Here is a 15691-nt window from a genome sequence, read left to right as displayed (position 1 = left end):
GTCGGGCCGCCTTATGGAAGCCCCAACTGACGTGTCCGTACAAATCTGAAGAAACCCTGAAAGCAGCTACGCTCGCCCCATGAGCTGGCTCCGGGCCCTGAAGGACACCGCCCGATCGGGGCTGACGGTCGAGCGGACCCGGCTGGAACCGCTGATCGCCCTGCGCGCGGGCGCCGGGCTCGCTCTGGTCATCGCCTTCGGCCTGACCTTCCTGGGGCCCGGTTCGGCGGCCAGTTCCGCCTTCGGCGCCTTCATGGCGGCCGTCGCTTCCTTCCAGCGCAGCTGGCGCCCCCGCCCGGTGCTCGCGCTCGCCTCCGGGCTGACCCTCGCCGTCAGCACCTTCATCGGCTATCTCGTCGGCTCCTCCGACACCCTGGCCTTCCTCGCGCTGCTCGCCCTGTGGACCTTCGCCTCCGGGATGCTCTGGGCGGCCGGGCCGACCGCCGGGGTGATCGCCTCCGGGAACGTGGCGATCATGCTGGTGACGGTCACCCTGCCGACCTCCGTGGCCCAGGCCGCCGGGCACGCCGCGATGATCGCCGCGGGCGGGGTGGTGCAGGCACTGCTGATCGTGCTGTTCCCGGTCCGCCGCTGGGGCGCCCAGCGCGACGCCCTGGCCGACGCGCTCGCCGCCGAGGCCGACTACGCCCGGCGGCTGCGCCACGATCCGGCCGCGCCCTTCGACCCCGCGCCGCTGATGGCGGCCCGGGCCGCCGCCACCGTCACCCGCCGCCAGGCCCGCAGCCGCCCCGCCGAGCTGCACGGGGCGCGGGGGCTCGCCGAGCGGCTCCGGCCCGTGCTGGCCTCGCTCGCCGACCCCGCGGTGGGGGCGCCGGCCGAGGGGCCCGCCCGGGCCCGGGTGCGCGAACTGCTCGGCGCCGCCGGGTCCGTACTCGACGCGGCGGCGCACGCCATCCGGCAGGGGGAGCCCGTACGGCTGCCCGCGCCCGCCCTGGCCGTCCTCAAGTCACCGGACACGCCCGACCTGCTCGACGGGGCGGCGCTGCGGGCCGCGCGCCGGCTCGCGGCCCTGCTGGACGACGTACTGGAGACCGCGGAGCCGGGGACCGGGCGGACCGCGGATCCCGCGGAATCGATGCTGCGCCCCACCCTGCCCGGGCTGGTCCCGCTGGTCGCCAAGGCGGTACGGGAGGAACTGCGCCCCGGGTCGCCGGTCCTGCGGCACGCGCTGCGGGTCACCGCGGTCGCCTCGGCGGGCTATCTGCTCGGGCACGCGCTGCCCTTCGGACACGCCTACTGGGCCCCGATGGCCGCCGTCATGGTGATGCGGCCCGACTTCAGCCAGACCTACGCGCGCGCCGTCGCCCGCTTCGGCGGCACCCTCGTCGGGGTCGCGGTCGCCACCGGCATCGTCCAGCTCGCCCACCCCGGCATGTACCTCTCCGGTCTGCTCGCCGTGGTCAGCGCCTTCCTCATGTACGTCCTGATGCGCACGGGGTACGCCGTCTCCCAGGTCTTCGTCTCGGCGTACGTCGTCTTCCTGCTCGGCATGGGCGGGGTGCGCTGGGACCAGACCGTCCCCGACCGGGTCGCCCTCACCCTCGTCGGCGGGCTGCTGGCGATGACCGGCTACGCGCTCTACCCGGCCTGGGAGACCCCGCGGCTGCGCACCCGGCTCGCCGACTGGCTCGCGGCCGCCGGGCGGTACGCGGCGGCGGTGCTCGGGCAGTACGCCGATCCGGCGGGCGCCCGCCGGGCCGATGTGCGCGAGGCGGTGCTGGCCGCCCGGGACGCCCGGGTTGCCTGGCAGGAGGCGGCGGAGCGGGCCGCCGGGGAGCCGGTGCGACACCGGGGCATCTCCCGGTCGGCCGCCGACGACGTGGCGGAGGCGCTGGCCGCGCTGGGACGCGGCGCGATGCTCCTGGAGGCGCACTTCCCGGACCGCGACCGGGCCCCGGTGCCGGGTGCGGCGGCGCTCGCCGGGGCGCTGCGGACGGCGACCGAGGAGGGCGCGCGGGCGGTACGGGAGCGGAGGGTCCCCGGGTGGGAGGCGGTCCGGGCCGTCCTGGACGGGCCCGAGGGCCCGGACCACCCGGCCCCCGGGGCGCTGCGCAGTACGGCCGAGCTGCTGCTGGAGTCGCTGGAGGAGGTCTCGGCGGCCCTCGCGGAGAAACCGGCCGCCCGGCTGTGATCAAGGGACCACGCCCCGTGCACGTGCATCTGCCCATGCAGCCGTTTCTGAACACAGCTATGATCCGGTGCAGTTGACATCTGCACTATCGGGGGCTTCCTGTGGACCACGCGTACAACGGGATGGCGGCCGCGGCACTCGACGGGGTGATGTGGCAGAAGAGCAGGCACAGCAACTCGCAGGGATCGTGCGTGGAGTTCGCCAAGCTGCCGGGAGGCAATGTGGCGGTACGGAACTCGCGTCACCCGGACGGACCGGCGCTGGTCTACACGCCGGCCGAGATAGAGGCGCTGCTCCTGGGCGTCAAGGACGGGGAATTCGACCACCTCATCGCCTGACGGCACGGGGCCGCGGGCAACAGGCACAGGGCAGCTGATCAAGCCATGCACGTGCACTGGCCGGGAACGATCGCAGTGATCGTTCCCGGCCAGTGTCGTGTGTACCGGTCATATTCCGACGGGCCGTAGGCGCGCCGGTGGCGGGCCTACGGCGGGTCAGTCCTGGAGCATGAACAGGGCCCAGACCACCTTGCCGGTGAGTCGTCCCGCGAGCGGGTGCCAGCCCCAGCTGTCGCTGTAGGAGTCCACGAGGAACAGCCCGCGCCCGGATTCGAGGTCGAAGTTCTCCTCGGTCCGCTCCGGTGAGAAACAGCCCCCCGGCCGGTCCTCGCTCGGGTCGCGCACCGCGCACACCAGCCGCGTGCTCCACCGCATCAAGTGCAGCCGCACCGGCGGGTCCTGCTCCCCGCGGGACTCCCGGGAGTCGCGAGACCCTTGCGGCGCCCCGTGCGTCCCGTGGGATTCCTCGGGCAGGGCGTGTCTCAGCGCGTTGGTGACGAGTTCGGAGACGACCAGGGACACGTCGTCGAAACGGTCGTCCAGTCCCCATTGCGCGAGCGTGGAGCGGGTGAACGAACGGGCGCCCCGCACCGCCTCGTAGCGGGCGGGCAGAGCGCAGGAGGCGGACCCGGAGACAGCCGTGGGGTCGACCGGGGGCAGCCCCTGCCGTAACGGCTCTAGCACGGTCGATCCATTCGTCCCCATGCGAGGCACTCCCGGGATTCGCGGCCGGGCGGTGGCCCTGACCAGAAAGAACTGCGGGGTGGGTCTCGCGCCGGCGCGAAGAGCACGCAGGTGCGCGGGGACCATGCTTCCGAATGCGGATGTCAGATGCAAGGGCAGATGCACGTGCACGCGCCGGACCTGTCCGGTCCCGTCATGGTTCTTGCTCATTTCTTCCTGCGCATACTTACGGACTTCTTTGGCGGGACGCAGGATTCCGTTACAGAACGAGTACGGCCAGATGCGTTTTGGTGGCAGACTGCGGCCCCTGGGGTACGGGGGCCCCGCGCCAAGGCGAAGGGGAGGGCAGGACTAGTGACCGCAGAAGCCAGCGGTTCTGTGGTGCGCCGTATTCTCCTGGGCTCGCAGCTCAGGCGGCTCCGTGAATCCCGTGGGATCACCCGTGAGGCGGCCGGCTACTCGATCCGCGCGTCCGAGTCGAAGATCAGCCGCTTGGAGTTGGGAAGGGTGAGCTTCAAGGCCAGAGACGTCGAGGACCTCCTCACGCTCTACGGAGTCATGGACGGCACCGAGCGCGAGTCGCTCCTCGGGCTCGTCCGCGAGGCCAACGCGGCGGGCTGGTGGCACAGTTACGGCGATGTCCTGCCCGGGTGGTTCCAGACCTACATCGGGCTGGAGGGCGCCGCGTCGCTCATCCGCATCTATGAGGTCCAGTTCGTCCACGGCCTGCTCCAGACCGAGGCGTACGCCCACGCCGTCGTCAGCCGCGGCATGCCCACCGCCACCGCCGCCGAGATCGACCGGCGGGTCGCGCTGCGCCTGGAGCGCCAGAAGGTGCTGGTCTCCGAGAACGCCCCCGTCTTCCATGCCGTCCTGGACGAGGCCGCGCTGCGCCGCCCGTACGGCGACCGGGACGTCATGCGGGGCCAGTTGGAGCACCTCATCGAGATCTCCCAGCGCCCCAACGTCCAACTCCAGGTCATGCCCTTCTCCTTCGGCGGGCACGCGGGCGAGAGCGGCGCCTTCACCCTGCTGCGCTTCCCCGAGTCCGACCTCCAGGACATCGTCTATCTGGAACAGCTCACCAGCGCCCTCTACCTGGACAAGGACGAGGAAGTGGGGCAGTACAGCCGGGCCATGGAACGGCTCCAGGGCGACTGCCCGGACCCGCGCCAGACCCGGGATCTTCTCCGGGGCCTGCTCCAACTGTCTTGAATCGCACGTACTATGACGACTGATCAGTCTCCGGTGCAGCGCAAGGGTGCGCGCTCGCAGTAAGGGATGGCATGTCCATATTCAGCGACCTGGCCCACCAGTACATCGACGGCGAATGGCTGGCCGGTACGGGCTCGTGGGACATCATCGACGTCAACCCCTACAACGGCGAGAAGCTCGCGGCCATCACCGTGGCCACCGTCGAGCAGGTCGACCGTGCCTACCGGGCCGCCGAGCGCGCGCAGGCCGAATGGGCCGCGACCAGCCCGTACTCCAGACGCACCGTCCTGGAACGCGCCCTGCGGATCACCGAGGAGCGCGAGCCGGAGATCGTCGAGGCGATGATCGACGAGCTGGGCGGCACCCGGCCCAAGGCCGAGTACGAGATCCACCTGGCCAAGGAGTTCATCCGCGAGGCCATCCAGCTCTCCGTCCGCCCCGAGGGCCGCATCCTGCCCTCGCCGGTGGAGGGCAAGGAGAACAGGGTCCAGCGGCTGCCCGTCGGCGTGATCGCCGTCATCAGCCCCTTCAACTTCCCCTTCCTGGTCACCATGAAGTCCGTCGCGCCCGCCCTGGCGCTCGGCAACGCCGTGGTGATCAAGCCGAACCAGAACGCCCCGGTCGTCGGCGGCGGGGTCATCGCGAAGATCTTCGAGGACGCGGGCCTCCCGGCCGGACTGCTGAACGTCCTGGTCACCGACATAGCCGAGATAGGCGACGCGCTCCTCACCCACCCGGTGCCCAAGGTGATCTCCTTCGCGGGCTCCGACCGGGTCGGCCGGCACGTCGGCGCCGTCGCCGCCCGCCACTTCAAGCGGACCGTCCTGGAGCTGAGCGGCAACAGCGCGCTGGTCGTCCTCGACGACGCCGACCTCGACTACGCGGTGGACGCGGCCGTCTTCAGCCGCTTCGTCTACCAGGGCCAGGTCTGCATGGCCGCGAACCGGATCCTCGTCGACCGCTCCGTCGCCGAGGAGTTCACCGCGAAGTTCACCGCGAAGGTCCGCTCCCTGAAGACCGGTGACCCGCACGACCCCGGCACCCACATCGGCCCGCTGATCAACTCCTTCCAGGCCGACGCGCTCACCGCGCTGGTGGACCGGGCGGTCGCCTCCGGCGCGCAGGCGCTCGTACGCGGGTCTACGCGCGGCAACCTGGTCGAACCGACGGTCCTGGCGGAACTGCCCGAGGACTCCCCGCTGCTCGGCCAGGAGATCTTCGGTCCGGTGGCCCTGCTGGTCGTCTTCGACGGCGAGGAGGAGGGCGTACGGCTGGCCAACGCGACCCCGTACGGACTCAGCGGCGCGGTCCACACCCGGGACGTCGAGCGCGGCGTGCGCTTCGCCCAGCGGATCGAGACGGGCATGATCCATGTGAACGACTCCACCATCGGGGACGAACCGCTGGCCGCGTTCGGCGGCGAGAAGGCCTCGGGCCTCGGTCGGCTGAACGGCCAGGCGACCGTGGAGGCCTTCACCACCCAGAAGTGGATCTCGGTCCAGCACGGCCGGACGCGTTTTCCGTTCTGATTCCGTTCTGAGCCCTGTACACGCGGGATCTAGGACAGCAACTGACCGCATTGGTCCCTAGATTGTTTCTTGTCGGAGACGGCGCACGGAGCCGGATCCAGAGCACACAAGAGGCGGTCGGTCAGCATGGTCACCCACGTTCCCGCGGAAGCCCCCGGCGACGAGCGCGGCGCGCTCCTGTCCTTCATCGAGACCCAGCGCGGCGGGCTGCGGCGCTCGGTCCTCGGACTCACCGAGGAGCAGGCCGCGAGCCGCCCCAGCGCCAGCGAACTCTCCCTGTCCGGGCTGCTCAAGCACGTGGCCGAGACGGAACTGGGCTGGCTGCGGATGGCCCAGCAGCAGCGGAACGAGAAGCAGCGCACGCGGGAGACCTGGCCGGACAGCTTCCGGCTGGTCGACGGGGAGTCGGTCGGCGCGGTCCTGGAGTTCTGGGACGGGGTGGTGGCCGAGCTGGAGAAGTTCGTCCACGGTCTGCCGAGCCTGGACGACACCTTCCCGCTGCCGGACGAGCCGTGGTTCCCCAAGGAGGGCCGGGTCTCGATGCGGTGGCTGCTCCTGCACCTGATCGAGGAGCACGCCCGGCACGCGGGGCACGCGGACATCGTCCGCGAGTCCCTCGACGGCAAGACCGCCTTCGAGCTGGTGGCCCAGGCGACGGGCCAGTCCTGGAGCTAGCCGAGCCGGTCGCCTGCGGCTGAGCGCCCTGGGCTCCGCCCAGACCCGCGCCTCAAACGCCGGCGGGGCTGAAAACGGCAGATCCAGCCGGGCGGGCTGAACGCGACCGCCTGCCGCCAGCTGCCTGCGGCTGAGCGTCCTGGGCTCCGCCCAGACCCGGTCCTCAAACGCCGGACGGGCTGAAAGATCCAGCCTCGCCCGGGGGCACCTCCCAGCGGTAGCTGGGGGAGTTTGAGGCGCGGGTCTGGGCGGAGCCCAGGACGGCCAGCCGCAGGCGGCTACGCGGCCAAGGTGTGCGACACGCGGGCCGTGACCCGGCGGTGCAGGACCAGGGTCGTCGCCGCCGCGAGCAGCCCCGCGGTCAGGGCGAGCAGCCACAGCGCGGCCGGGCCGAGGCCGGTGTAGAGGGTGACGCCCAGGGTGAGGGCGGCGAAGCGGGCCAGCCCCCAGGTCCAGCCGAAGGCGCCCTGGTAGCGGCCGCGGGCGTGCGCCGGGGCGAGGTTGGCGACGACCGAGGCGGCGATCCCGGCGACGACCACCTCGCCCAGCGACCAGACGGCCACGGACGCCGTGTAGCCGACGATGCCGTCCGCGAGCCCGGTCAGCGCCACGCCCACGGCGATCAGCGCGCTGCCCGCGGCCTGCACGGGCAGCTGCGGCAGCCGGGCGAGCAGACCGGAGGCGAACGGCTGCAGGGCGACCACCAGGACCGCGTTGACGGCCGCCGTCGCCCCGTACGCGGCGGGGGAGAGCCCGCTGTCGCGCATGGCCAGCGGCAGCGCCACCTCGGTCAGCGAGTACACGAAGAGCTGGACCCCGAAGAGCGGGAGCAGGGCGAGCAGCAGCCGGTCCCGCAGCACGACCCCGTAGCCGAGCCCGGCCCCCGCGGCCGTGTCCGCGGCCTTCGGCGCGCGCCGCGGCTCGCGCAGCCGGGTCGCCACCACCGTGGCGTAGATCAGCAGGGTCCCGGCGTCGACCGCGAAGAGCAGCCAGTACCCGTGGGCGGCGAGGAACCCGCCCAGCACCCCGGCGACGGCGGTGCCGATGTTGACCCCCCAGCCGAACAGCGCGTACGCCCGCTGCCTGCGCTCCGCATCCACGGCATCGGCCATCAGCGCGTACGCGGCGGGGCTGACGGTCGCCGAGGCGGCGCTCAGCAGCAGGGCCGCCGCGGCCATGGTCAGGGCGCCCGGTGCGAGGAACAGCGCGCCCTGCGCGGCCGCGGCGGCGAGGAGTCCGGTCAGCATGGTGGGGCGGCGGCCGATCCGGTCGGCGAGGAAGCCGCCGAGGACCGGACCGAGCAGGTTGCCCGCGCCGAGCGCACCGAGGACGTACGAGGTCCCGGCCCCGGTCACCCCGCGGTCGGCCAGCAGGAACACGAGGAACGGTGTCACCAGGTGACCGAGCCGGTTGACGATCGTTCCGGCGAAGACGGTCCAGACGGTGGGCGGGAGTCCGCGGAAAGTGGAGAGCATGCGAGGAGCGTGCGCCCCCGACCCCCGCTGGCCGTATTGATTAAGCTCAGGCCGAATCCAGCGGGTCGAATCCAAAACGCGGGGTGTGGGGCTGTGGGGGGCGTGGCTGTGGACTCGGAACTGAGCTTTTCGACGGCGGACCTGGCGCGGACCCGGTTCGCGGTCTCGCCGATGTGGGAGGTCGTCACCAGCTTCCGGCTGCTGGCCGGTCCGGCCGACTCCGGGCCGCACCGCCGCTGGGCGGAGCAGGTGCGTCCCCGGCTGGCGCGCGCGGGCCTGGACCGCGGCTGGCTGGCCGCGCTGGTCCCGGCCCGCGGCTACCTCGCGGACTTCCTCAATCCGGCTCCGGCCGGTCCCTTCCCGGAGCCGGCCGCCGAGCTGGCGGCCGTACGGGCCACCGCGCCCGAGCGGGTACGGGCGGACCTCGCCCGGCTGCGCGCCGAGCGCCCCGGCCCCGCGGGCGCGGCCCCCGCCCGGCTGCGGCTGCTGGAGGAGGCACCGGAGGCCGCGCTGGAGAAGGTCGCGGCCGAGATCGAGACGTACTGGGAGCTGGCGATCGCGCCCTACTGGGCCCGGATCCGGCAGCTGCTGGAGGCCGACGTCTTCCACCGGGCGCGGCTGGTGGCCGAGCACGGCTCCGCGTACGTCCTGAACGAGCTGCACGAGTCGGTGCGCTGGGACGAGGGCACCCTGCGCCTGGTCCGCAGGCACTGCGCGGTGACCCGGGAGCAGGCGGGTCCGGGGCTGCTGCTGGTGCCCTCGGCCTTCGCCTGGCCGCGGGTGCTGACCCGCTCGGTCGCGCCGGACCCGCCGCAGCTGGCGTACCCGGCGCGCGGGACCGGCACGCTGTGGGAGCCCCGGCACCCGGGGACCGCCGGGGAGGCGGTCGCCGCCGTGCTGGGCCGCTCCCGCGCGCTGCTGCTCACCGAACTCGACACTCCGGCCTCCACGACCCGGCTGGCCGCCCGGTGCGGGCTGTCCGCGCCCGCGGTCTCGCAGCACCTGACCGCCCTGCGGGGCGCCGGGCTGGTCACCGCGCACCGGGCCGGCCGGTCGGTGCTGTACGCCCGTACGACGGTCGCGGACGCGCTGCTCACCCCGGTGGGGGCGCCGTGAGTCCGTACCGGGCGCCGTGAGCCCGTACGGGCCACCGCGCTCGCGCGGGCAGGGGCGGCCGATCAGGCTGGGACCGTGCCGACGAACGCTCACGATTACCGCGACCTGAACCTGCGTGCCGTCTATGTCAACTGCACGCTCAAACGCTCGCCCGAGATCAGCAACACCGACGGTCTGATCGACAAGAGCCGGGCGGTGATGGAGTCGAACGGCGTCACCACCGAGCTGATCCGCGCCGTCGACCGCGACATCGCCACCGGGGTCTGGCCGGACATGACCGAGCACGGCTGGGAGAGCGACGACTGGCCCGTCCTGTACTCGCAGATCATGGCGGCGGACATCCTCGTCCTGGCGGGCCCGATCTGGCTGGGCGACAACAGTTCCGTGATGAAGCGGGTCATCGAGCGGCTCTACGCCTGCTCCTCCGTCCTGAACGAGGAGGGCCAGTACGCCTACTACGGCCGGGTCGGCGGCTGCCTGATCACCGGGAACGAGGACGGGGTCAAGCACTGCGCGATGAACGTCCTCTACAGCCTCCAGCACCTGGGCTACACGGTCCCGCCGCAGGCGGACGCGGGCTGGATCGGCGAGGCCGGTCCCGGCCCCTCCTACCTGGACCCGGGCTCCGGCGGCCCCGAGAACGACTTCACCAACCGCAACACCGCCTTCATGTCCTGGAACCTCATGCACCTGGCCGCCCTGCTCAGGCGCTCCGGCGGGATCCCGGCGCACGGCAACCAGCGCTCGCAGTGGGACGCGGGCTGCCGCTTCGACTTCCCCAACCCCGAGCACCGCTGAGCGGCCGCCTCCGCGGAACGGGTCGCGCTTGCACCTCACGCCACGTGAGGCGGCACAGTGAAGCGCGTACCCGAGAAGAGAAGGAGCGGAGGCGATGAGCCACTCCGTGGGACAGGTCGCCGGTTTCGCCCGCGTCACCGTGCGCACGCTGCACCACTACGACGAGATCGGGCTGCTCTCGCCGAGCGGCCGCAGCGGCGCGGGGCACCGCCGGTACGACGACGGTGACCTCGACCGGCTGCAGCGGATCCTGTTCTACCGGGAGCTGGGCTTTCCGCTCGACGAGGTGGCGGCCCTGCTGGACGATCCGGACGCCGACCCGCAGGAGCACCTGCGCAGGCAGCACGCCCTGCTGTCGGAGCGGATCGGCACCCTCCAGCGGATGGCCGCCGCCGTGGAGCGCGCGATGGAGGCACGCACGATGAGCATCAAGCTGACCCCCGAGGAGAAGTTCGAGGTCTTCGGGGACTTCGACCCGGACGAGCACGCGGCCGAGGTGGAGGAGCGCTGGGGCGGGACGGAGGCCTACGAGGAGTCCGCCCGCCGGTCCGCCGGCTACACCAAGGAGGACTGGAAGCGGATCACGGCCGAGGCCGAGGACATCTCGCGGCGCCTGGCCGAGCTGCTGGACGCGGGCGTGTCCGCGGAGTCCGGGCGGGCCATGGACCTGGCCGAGGAGCACCGCGGCTGGATCGGCCGGAACCATTACGCGTGCTCGTACGAGATGCACGTCTGCCTCGGTGAGATGTATGTGGCGGACGAGCGGTTCACGGCGTACTACGACGCGGTCCGGCCGGGGCTGGCGGTGTTCGTGCGGGACGCGATCATGGCGAACGCGGTCCGCAAGGCGTAGGGACACGACGAGGGGCGGAGTTCACGCGGCGGCCCCCACCGGGACCTGGAACCCGGTGGGGGCCGCGTGCGTTCATACTTGAAACCACTGCCATGTGCTCCCGCCCGGCGCAGGTCCTGCCCGAAAGCCCCCGATCCAGGAGACTCCGGACTCGTGAACATGCTCGCACTCGGCCCTGAGTGGATTTCCCCGGAGTATCTGATCGGGCAGTTCGGCCTGATCGGAATCCTGATCATCGTCTTCGCCGAATCGGGTCTCTTCGCGTTCCTGCCCGGTGACTCGCTGCTCTTCACGGCGGGCCTGTTCGTCGCGGCCGGCACCATCAAGCAGCCGCTGTGGCTGGTCTGCGCCCTGATCGCGGCCGCCGCGATCATCGGTGACCAGGTCGGTTACATGATCGGCAAAGTCTTCGGCCCGAAGCTCTTCAACAAGCCGAAGTCGCGGATCTTCAAGCGGGAGAACCTCGACGCGGCGCACGACTTCATGGAGAAGCACGGCCCCAAGGCCATCGTGCTCGCCCGCTTCGTGCCGATCATCCGCACCTTCGCGCCGATGGTCGCCGGCGCGACCGCGATGAAGTACCGGACCTTCCTGATGTTCAACATCATCGGCGGCGTGCTGTGGGGCGCGGGCGTCACGGTCCTGGGCTACCAGCTCGGCCAGTTCACCTTCATCAAGGACAACGTCGAGCCGATCTTCATCGGCATCGTGCTGATCTCCGTCATCCCGGTGATCTTCGAGGTGCTCAAGGCCCGCAAGGAGAAGGCGGCGCAGGCCGACGAGGCCCCCGCGCCGGGCACCGCCCCGGACGGGCTCCCGCCGGTCCAGGGCCAGCGCGGGCGGCACGCCAAGCGCTGACGGCCGTACGGACGCGCGCCCCGGGAGCACCTCGTGCCCCGGGGCGCTGTCGTACGTACGGACGCCCGTGTGTACGTACGGACCCCCGCGCGCCCCGGTCAGAAGCCGCGGGTCCGCTTGGCCGCGCGGCGCTTGGCGGCGCTCGCGGCGCCGGGGATCCGCATGAACAGCCGGGAGGTCTCCGAGCCCAGGTTGACCCCGATGGCGATGGCGAAGGCGATCGCGGCGGCGTTGGTCAGCGAGGCGAAGCCCATGCTGAGCCGGTTCTCGGCGATCAGGAGCAGCCCGTAGTACGTCGCCGAACCCGGCAGCAGCGGCCCGATGGCCGCCGTCACATAGGGCAGTGCGGAGGCGAAGCGGTAGCGCGAGAAGAGCTGCCCGAACAGGCCCACCAGCCCGGCCGCGATGGCCGTGGAGGGCACGGGCGGGATCCCGCCCGCGAAGTGCAGGGCGCCGTACGTCACCCAGGCGACCCCGCCGTTCAGGGTCACGATCAGCACGGTGGAGCGTTCCTGCTGGAGCAGGATCGCGAAGGTGAAGACCAGCACCATCGAGGCCACGATCTGGATGACCGGCCGCTGGCTGATCTGGAGGGCCTCCTCCGGATTGGGCGTGGCGCCCCACTGGAGGCCGATGTAGATCACCACCAGCACGCCCATGATGATCCCGATGAAGAGGTACATGACCTCCAGCAGCCGGGCCGAGGCGGTGATGTAGTAGCCGGTCAGGCCGTCCTGCACGGCCGCCACCAGGGCCCGCCCGGGCAGCAGCGCGAAGAGCCCGCCGGTGATCACAGCCGAGGCGCGCACGTCGATCTCGGCGAGCTTGAGGGCCACCCCGAGGGCGGCGGGCGGCATCCCGGCCACCACGAACTGGTAGAACTCCGGCAGCCCGCGCCCGGCGCACAGCCAGGCGAGCCGGTCGCCGAGGACGGCCCCGATCGCGGCCGCGAAGAACACGACCACGCCACCGCCGACGAGGGTGGAGGCGGCCCCGGCGAGCAGTCCGGCGGACAGGGTGAGCACCCAGCCGGGGTACGGGTGGCGGTTGCGGCGGATCTCGGCGAGGCGGCGGTAGGCCTCCTCCAGGGAGATTTCCCCCTCGTGCTCGTTGATGTCGTCGACGAGCCGGAAGACGGCCGCCAGCCGGGTGTAGTCGGTGCCGCGGCGGCGTACGGTCCGGCTCGCCGAGACGGGATCGTCGACCAGCGAGGGCTGGTGCGTGATCGAGAGCATGGTGAAGGTGACGGTGGGCTCGCAGCGGTCGAGCCCGTAGGCGCGGGCCACGGCGAACATCGCGGCCTCGACGTCCTCGGCCCCCTCGCCGCCCGCGAGCAGCAGCTCGCCGATGCGCAGGGTGAGGTCGAGCACGCGGCCGACGGCGGGCCCGGAGTCCTCGCTCAGGCGCTGCACGGCCTCGGGGACGGGGCGCTCGCCCACGGGCATGCGCAGCATGGTGCGCATCCGGTCCTGCCAGGGGGATTCCTTCATCCGGGAGACCGGGTACCCCTGGCCGGGGGTGTAGGCGGGCGGGGAGTGCCGGCCGCTGTAGGTGGCGGGCAGGGCGAAGGCGGAGCCCTCGGGTTCGGCGGGCGGCGCGGCGGTGCCCGCGGGGGCGGCGAACTCGGAGGTCGGCTGCTCGTCCTCGAACACGCCGGAGTCGACCCCGGGGGGCTGGCTGAAGGCGCTGCGCGCCTCGTCCGAGGCGGGCTTGCGCCGGTCGCGGTCCTCTGAATCGGCCTCTGCCGCCACGCGCGCTCCTGTGTCCCTGGGCCGGATCCCCAACCGGTGATCCAATTATGCGGAATCGTTTCGTCCGCGGCGGCCCGGGATACGCCGACGGGCGGACATCAGCGGGGATCCACTCAGTGGTGGTCGCCCTGCGCCTGCAGGCGCTTGTACGAGGCCTCGATCTCGGCCTCGGCCTCGGTGCGGCCGACCCAGTTCGCGCCCTCGACGGACTTGCCGGGCTCCAGGTCCTTGTAGACCTCGAAGAAGTGCTGGATCTCCAGGCGGTCGAACTCGGAGACGTGGTGGATGTCGCGCAGGTGCTCCACGCGCGGGTCCGAGGCCGGGACGCAGAGCAGCTTGGCGTCGCCGCCCGCCTCGTCCGTCATGTTGAACATGCCGATCGCGCGGCACTTGATCAGGCAGCCCGGGAAGGTCGGCTCGTCCAGGATGACGAGGGCGTCCAGCGGGTCGCCGTCCTCGCCGAGGGTGTTCTCGACGAAGCCGTAGTCGGCCGGGTAGCTCGTGGACGTGAAGAGGCGACGGTCCAGGCGGATCCGGCCGGTCTCGTGGTCCACTTCGTACTTGTTCCGCGAACCCTTGGGGATCTCGATGGTGACGTCGAACTCCACGTCCTGCTCCTCCATGATCAGCTGCACTGCTTCGAGACTGCTGTGAACAAACCGCGTCTGTGGACAAACTGCCCGCGCTTCCGGCCCACCCCTGCGGGTGGGGTGCCACGCTCGCGGCAAGACGCAGTGGTTAAGTGTCCCTCACGCATATGTGTGATCGCGAAAGGGGCTGGTCGAGGTGCCATTGATCAAGACATGGCAGCTCATCACAGGTTCGGCCGTGGCGGGCCTGGCCCTGTCGGCCGGCGCGGTGGCCGCGGCCGGACCTTGGGACTCCGGCCAGCGTAAGGCCGAGCGGGTCACCGCCGCCTCCTGGAGCCGTACGGGTGGCGGAGATCACGGGGACCGTCCCGTTCCGCTTGCCGCGCCGAGCGCCCCCGGCGTGCTCTCGCCGCTGCGCGCCCCCGGAGCCGCCCCGGCCGCCCCCGCCGGGAACCACGCCGCCCTCGCGGACGCGCTGCGGCCCCTGCTGGCCGATCCCGCGCTCGGCACCGCCCGCGGCGCCTCGGTCGTCGAGGCCGCCACCGGCAAGGTGCTCTTCGAGACCGGCTCGCACGAGGCGATGACCCCCGCCTCCGTCATCAAGATCGCCACCGCCTCCGCCGCGCTCGCCGCCCTCGGGCCCGAACACCGCATCCGCACCACCGTCGTCCCCGACCAGGGCGGCCGGATCGTCCTCGTCGGCGGCGGCGACCCCTCGCTCAGCGCCCGCAAGAAGAACCCCGCGGGCCCCGGCGGCAGCCTCGTCGCCCTCGCCGCCGACACCGCCCAGGCGCTGCGCTCCGCGAACACCGACACCGTCACCCTCGGGTACGACGCCACGCTCTTCAGCGGCCCCGCCCGCCACCCGATCGGCCCCAACGACAACATCGCGCCCGTCAGCGCCCTGATGGCCGACGAGGGCCGCTCCGACGAGTCCTTCGCCGGCCCGGTGGACCGCACCGACGACCCGGCCAAGGACGCCGCCCGCGCCTTCGCCGACCTGCTGCGCGAACGCGGGATCAAGGTCACCGGCGAGCCCGCCCCCGCCAAGGCCCCGGCGGGCGCCCAGCCGCTGGCCGTGACCCTCTCCACCCCGCTCGGCGGCCTCGTCGAGCGGATGCTGACCAACAGCGACAACGACATCGCCGAGGCCCTGGCCCGCCAGACCGCGCTGGCCGCCTCGAAGCCCGCGAGCTTCGAAGGCGGCGAACAGGCCGTCACCGAGCGGCTCGCCACCCTCGGCGTCGACCTGGCCGGTGCCCGCTTCGCCGACGGCAGCGGGCTGAACCGCGCCGACCGGGTCAGCGCCGGACTGCTCACCGCGCTGCTCGCCCGGGCCGCCGACCCGGCCCGGCCCGAGCTGCGGCCCGTCCTCACCGGGCTGCCCGTGGCCGGGTTCAGCGGCACCCTGCGGGCCCGCAACGCCGGGGCCTCACCGGCCGCCGGACTGCTGCGGGCCAAGACCGGCACGCTCACCGGGGTGAACTCGCTCGCCGGCGCGGTCGTCGACCCCTCCGGGCGGCTGCTCGTCTTCGCGTTCCTGACGGCGAACACCCCCGCCCCGGACGCCGCCGAGAAGGCCCTGGACAAGCTCGCCGCCACCGTCGCCACCACGCCCTGAGCCAGCCCTGAGCCCCTCAGGGGGGATCCGTAGAAC

13 protein-coding genes and 1 pseudogene are annotated in these 15691 nt (G+C 72.4%); 10 read left to right on the top strand and 4 right to left on the bottom strand.

The features are described 5' to 3' along the window. The first annotated feature begins 79 nt into the window (after positions 1 to 79). Together OHS33_RS16610 and OHS33_RS16605 are read left to right on the top strand one after the other, a co-directional pair. Positions 80 to 2152 carry an FUSC family protein gene (locus OHS33_RS16610; protein WP_330331185.1) on the top strand — a complete coding sequence of 691 codons (2073 nt, stop codon included), beginning with the start codon at positions 80 to 82 and terminating at the stop codon, positions 2150 to 2152. Positions 2153 to 2253: 101 nt separating this feature from the next. Next, positions 2254 to 2490 (top strand): DUF397 domain-containing protein, encoded by a 237-nt coding sequence (locus OHS33_RS16605; RefSeq protein ID WP_330331184.1) that lies wholly within the window; start codon positions 2254 to 2256, stop codon positions 2488 to 2490. 156 nt (positions 2491 to 2646) lie between these two features. Here the strand turns inward: OHS33_RS16605 and OHS33_RS16600 are convergent, their stop codons facing one another. Next, positions 2647 to 3195 carry an ATP-binding protein gene (locus OHS33_RS16600; protein ID WP_330331183.1) on the bottom strand — a complete coding sequence of 183 codons (549 nt, stop codon included), beginning with the start codon at positions 3193 to 3195 and terminating at the stop codon, positions 2647 to 2649. Between the two features lie 357 nt (positions 3196 to 3552). On the opposite strand from OHS33_RS16600, the gene OHS33_RS16595 reads away from it, so the two are divergent. The 3 genes from OHS33_RS16595 to OHS33_RS16585 all read left to right on the top strand — a co-directional run bounded on the left by OHS33_RS16595 (position 3553) and on the right by OHS33_RS16585 (position 6593). Then, on the top strand, positions 3553 to 4389 hold the full coding sequence (locus tag OHS33_RS16595) for a helix-turn-helix domain-containing protein (protein ID WP_330335079.1): 837 nt from the start codon (positions 3553 to 3555) through the stop codon (positions 4387 to 4389). A 71-nt stretch (positions 4390 to 4460) separates the two neighbouring features. Then, positions 4461 to 5918 (top strand): aldehyde dehydrogenase family protein, encoded by a 1458-nt coding sequence (locus OHS33_RS16590; RefSeq protein ID WP_330331182.1) that lies wholly within the window; start codon positions 4461 to 4463, stop codon positions 5916 to 5918. Positions 5919 to 6044: 126 nt separating this feature from the next. After that, positions 6045 to 6593: a DinB family protein gene (locus OHS33_RS16585; RefSeq protein ID WP_330331181.1), complete on the top strand. Its 549-nt coding sequence runs from the start codon at positions 6045 to 6047 to the stop codon at positions 6591 to 6593. Between the two features lie 278 nt (positions 6594 to 6871). Here OHS33_RS16585 and OHS33_RS16580 read toward each other — a convergent pair whose 3' ends face one another. Then, a complete protein-coding gene (locus OHS33_RS16580) occupies positions 6872 to 8068 on the bottom strand; it encodes an MFS transporter (protein ID WP_330331180.1) in 1197 nt (398 codons plus the stop codon). Positions 8069 to 8176: 108 nt separating this feature from the next. Here OHS33_RS16580 and OHS33_RS16575 point away from each other — a divergent pair, with 108 nt between their 5' ends. The 4 genes and pseudogenes from OHS33_RS16575 to OHS33_RS16560 all read left to right on the top strand — a co-directional run. Beyond that, positions 8177 to 9184, top strand: a complete 1008-nt coding sequence (locus OHS33_RS16575; protein WP_330331179.1) for an ArsR/SmtB family transcription factor — start codon at positions 8177 to 8179, stop codon at positions 9182 to 9184. 75 nt (positions 9185 to 9259) lie between these two features. Further along, the gene (locus OHS33_RS16570) at positions 9260 to 9982 is read left to right on the top strand and encodes a flavodoxin family protein (RefSeq protein WP_330331178.1); all 723 of its coding nucleotides are present in this window, start codon (positions 9260 to 9262) and stop codon (positions 9980 to 9982) included. Between the two features lie 94 nt (positions 9983 to 10076). Then, positions 10077 to 10835, top strand: coding sequence for a MerR family transcriptional regulator (locus tag OHS33_RS16565; protein WP_330331177.1), 759 nt, complete (start codon positions 10077 to 10079; stop codon positions 10833 to 10835). Between the two features lie 153 nt (positions 10836 to 10988). Beyond that, positions 10989 to 11642, top strand: a pseudogene (locus OHS33_RS16560) (DedA family protein); the annotation flags it as partial. A gap of 149 nt (positions 11643 to 11791) precedes the next feature. On the opposite strand, the gene OHS33_RS16555 reads toward OHS33_RS16560, so the two are convergent. Together OHS33_RS16555 and OHS33_RS16550 are read right to left on the bottom strand one after the other, a co-directional pair. Next, positions 11792 to 13444 (bottom strand): threonine/serine ThrE exporter family protein, encoded by a 1653-nt coding sequence (locus tag OHS33_RS16555; protein WP_330331176.1) that lies wholly within the window; start codon positions 13442 to 13444, stop codon positions 11792 to 11794. A gap of 113 nt (positions 13445 to 13557) precedes the next feature. Beyond that, positions 13558 to 14052: an inorganic diphosphatase gene (locus tag OHS33_RS16550; protein ID WP_330335078.1), complete on the bottom strand. Its 495-nt coding sequence runs from the start codon at positions 14050 to 14052 to the stop codon at positions 13558 to 13560. A gap of 178 nt (positions 14053 to 14230) precedes the next feature. Here OHS33_RS16550 and dacB point away from each other — a divergent pair, with 178 nt between their 5' ends. Further along, positions 14231 to 15655: a D-alanyl-D-alanine carboxypeptidase/D-alanyl-D-alanine endopeptidase gene (gene dacB, locus OHS33_RS16545; RefSeq protein ID WP_330331175.1), complete on the top strand. Its 1425-nt coding sequence runs from the start codon at positions 14231 to 14233 to the stop codon at positions 15653 to 15655. Positions 15656 to 15691: the final 36 nt, after the last annotated feature.

It is taken from the genome of Streptomyces sp. NBC_00536 (genome assembly GCF_036346295.1).
Lineage (GTDB): Bacteria > Actinomycetota > Actinomycetes > Streptomycetales > Streptomycetaceae > Streptomyces.
This window is presented reverse-complemented; position numbering and strand designations above follow the sequence as displayed.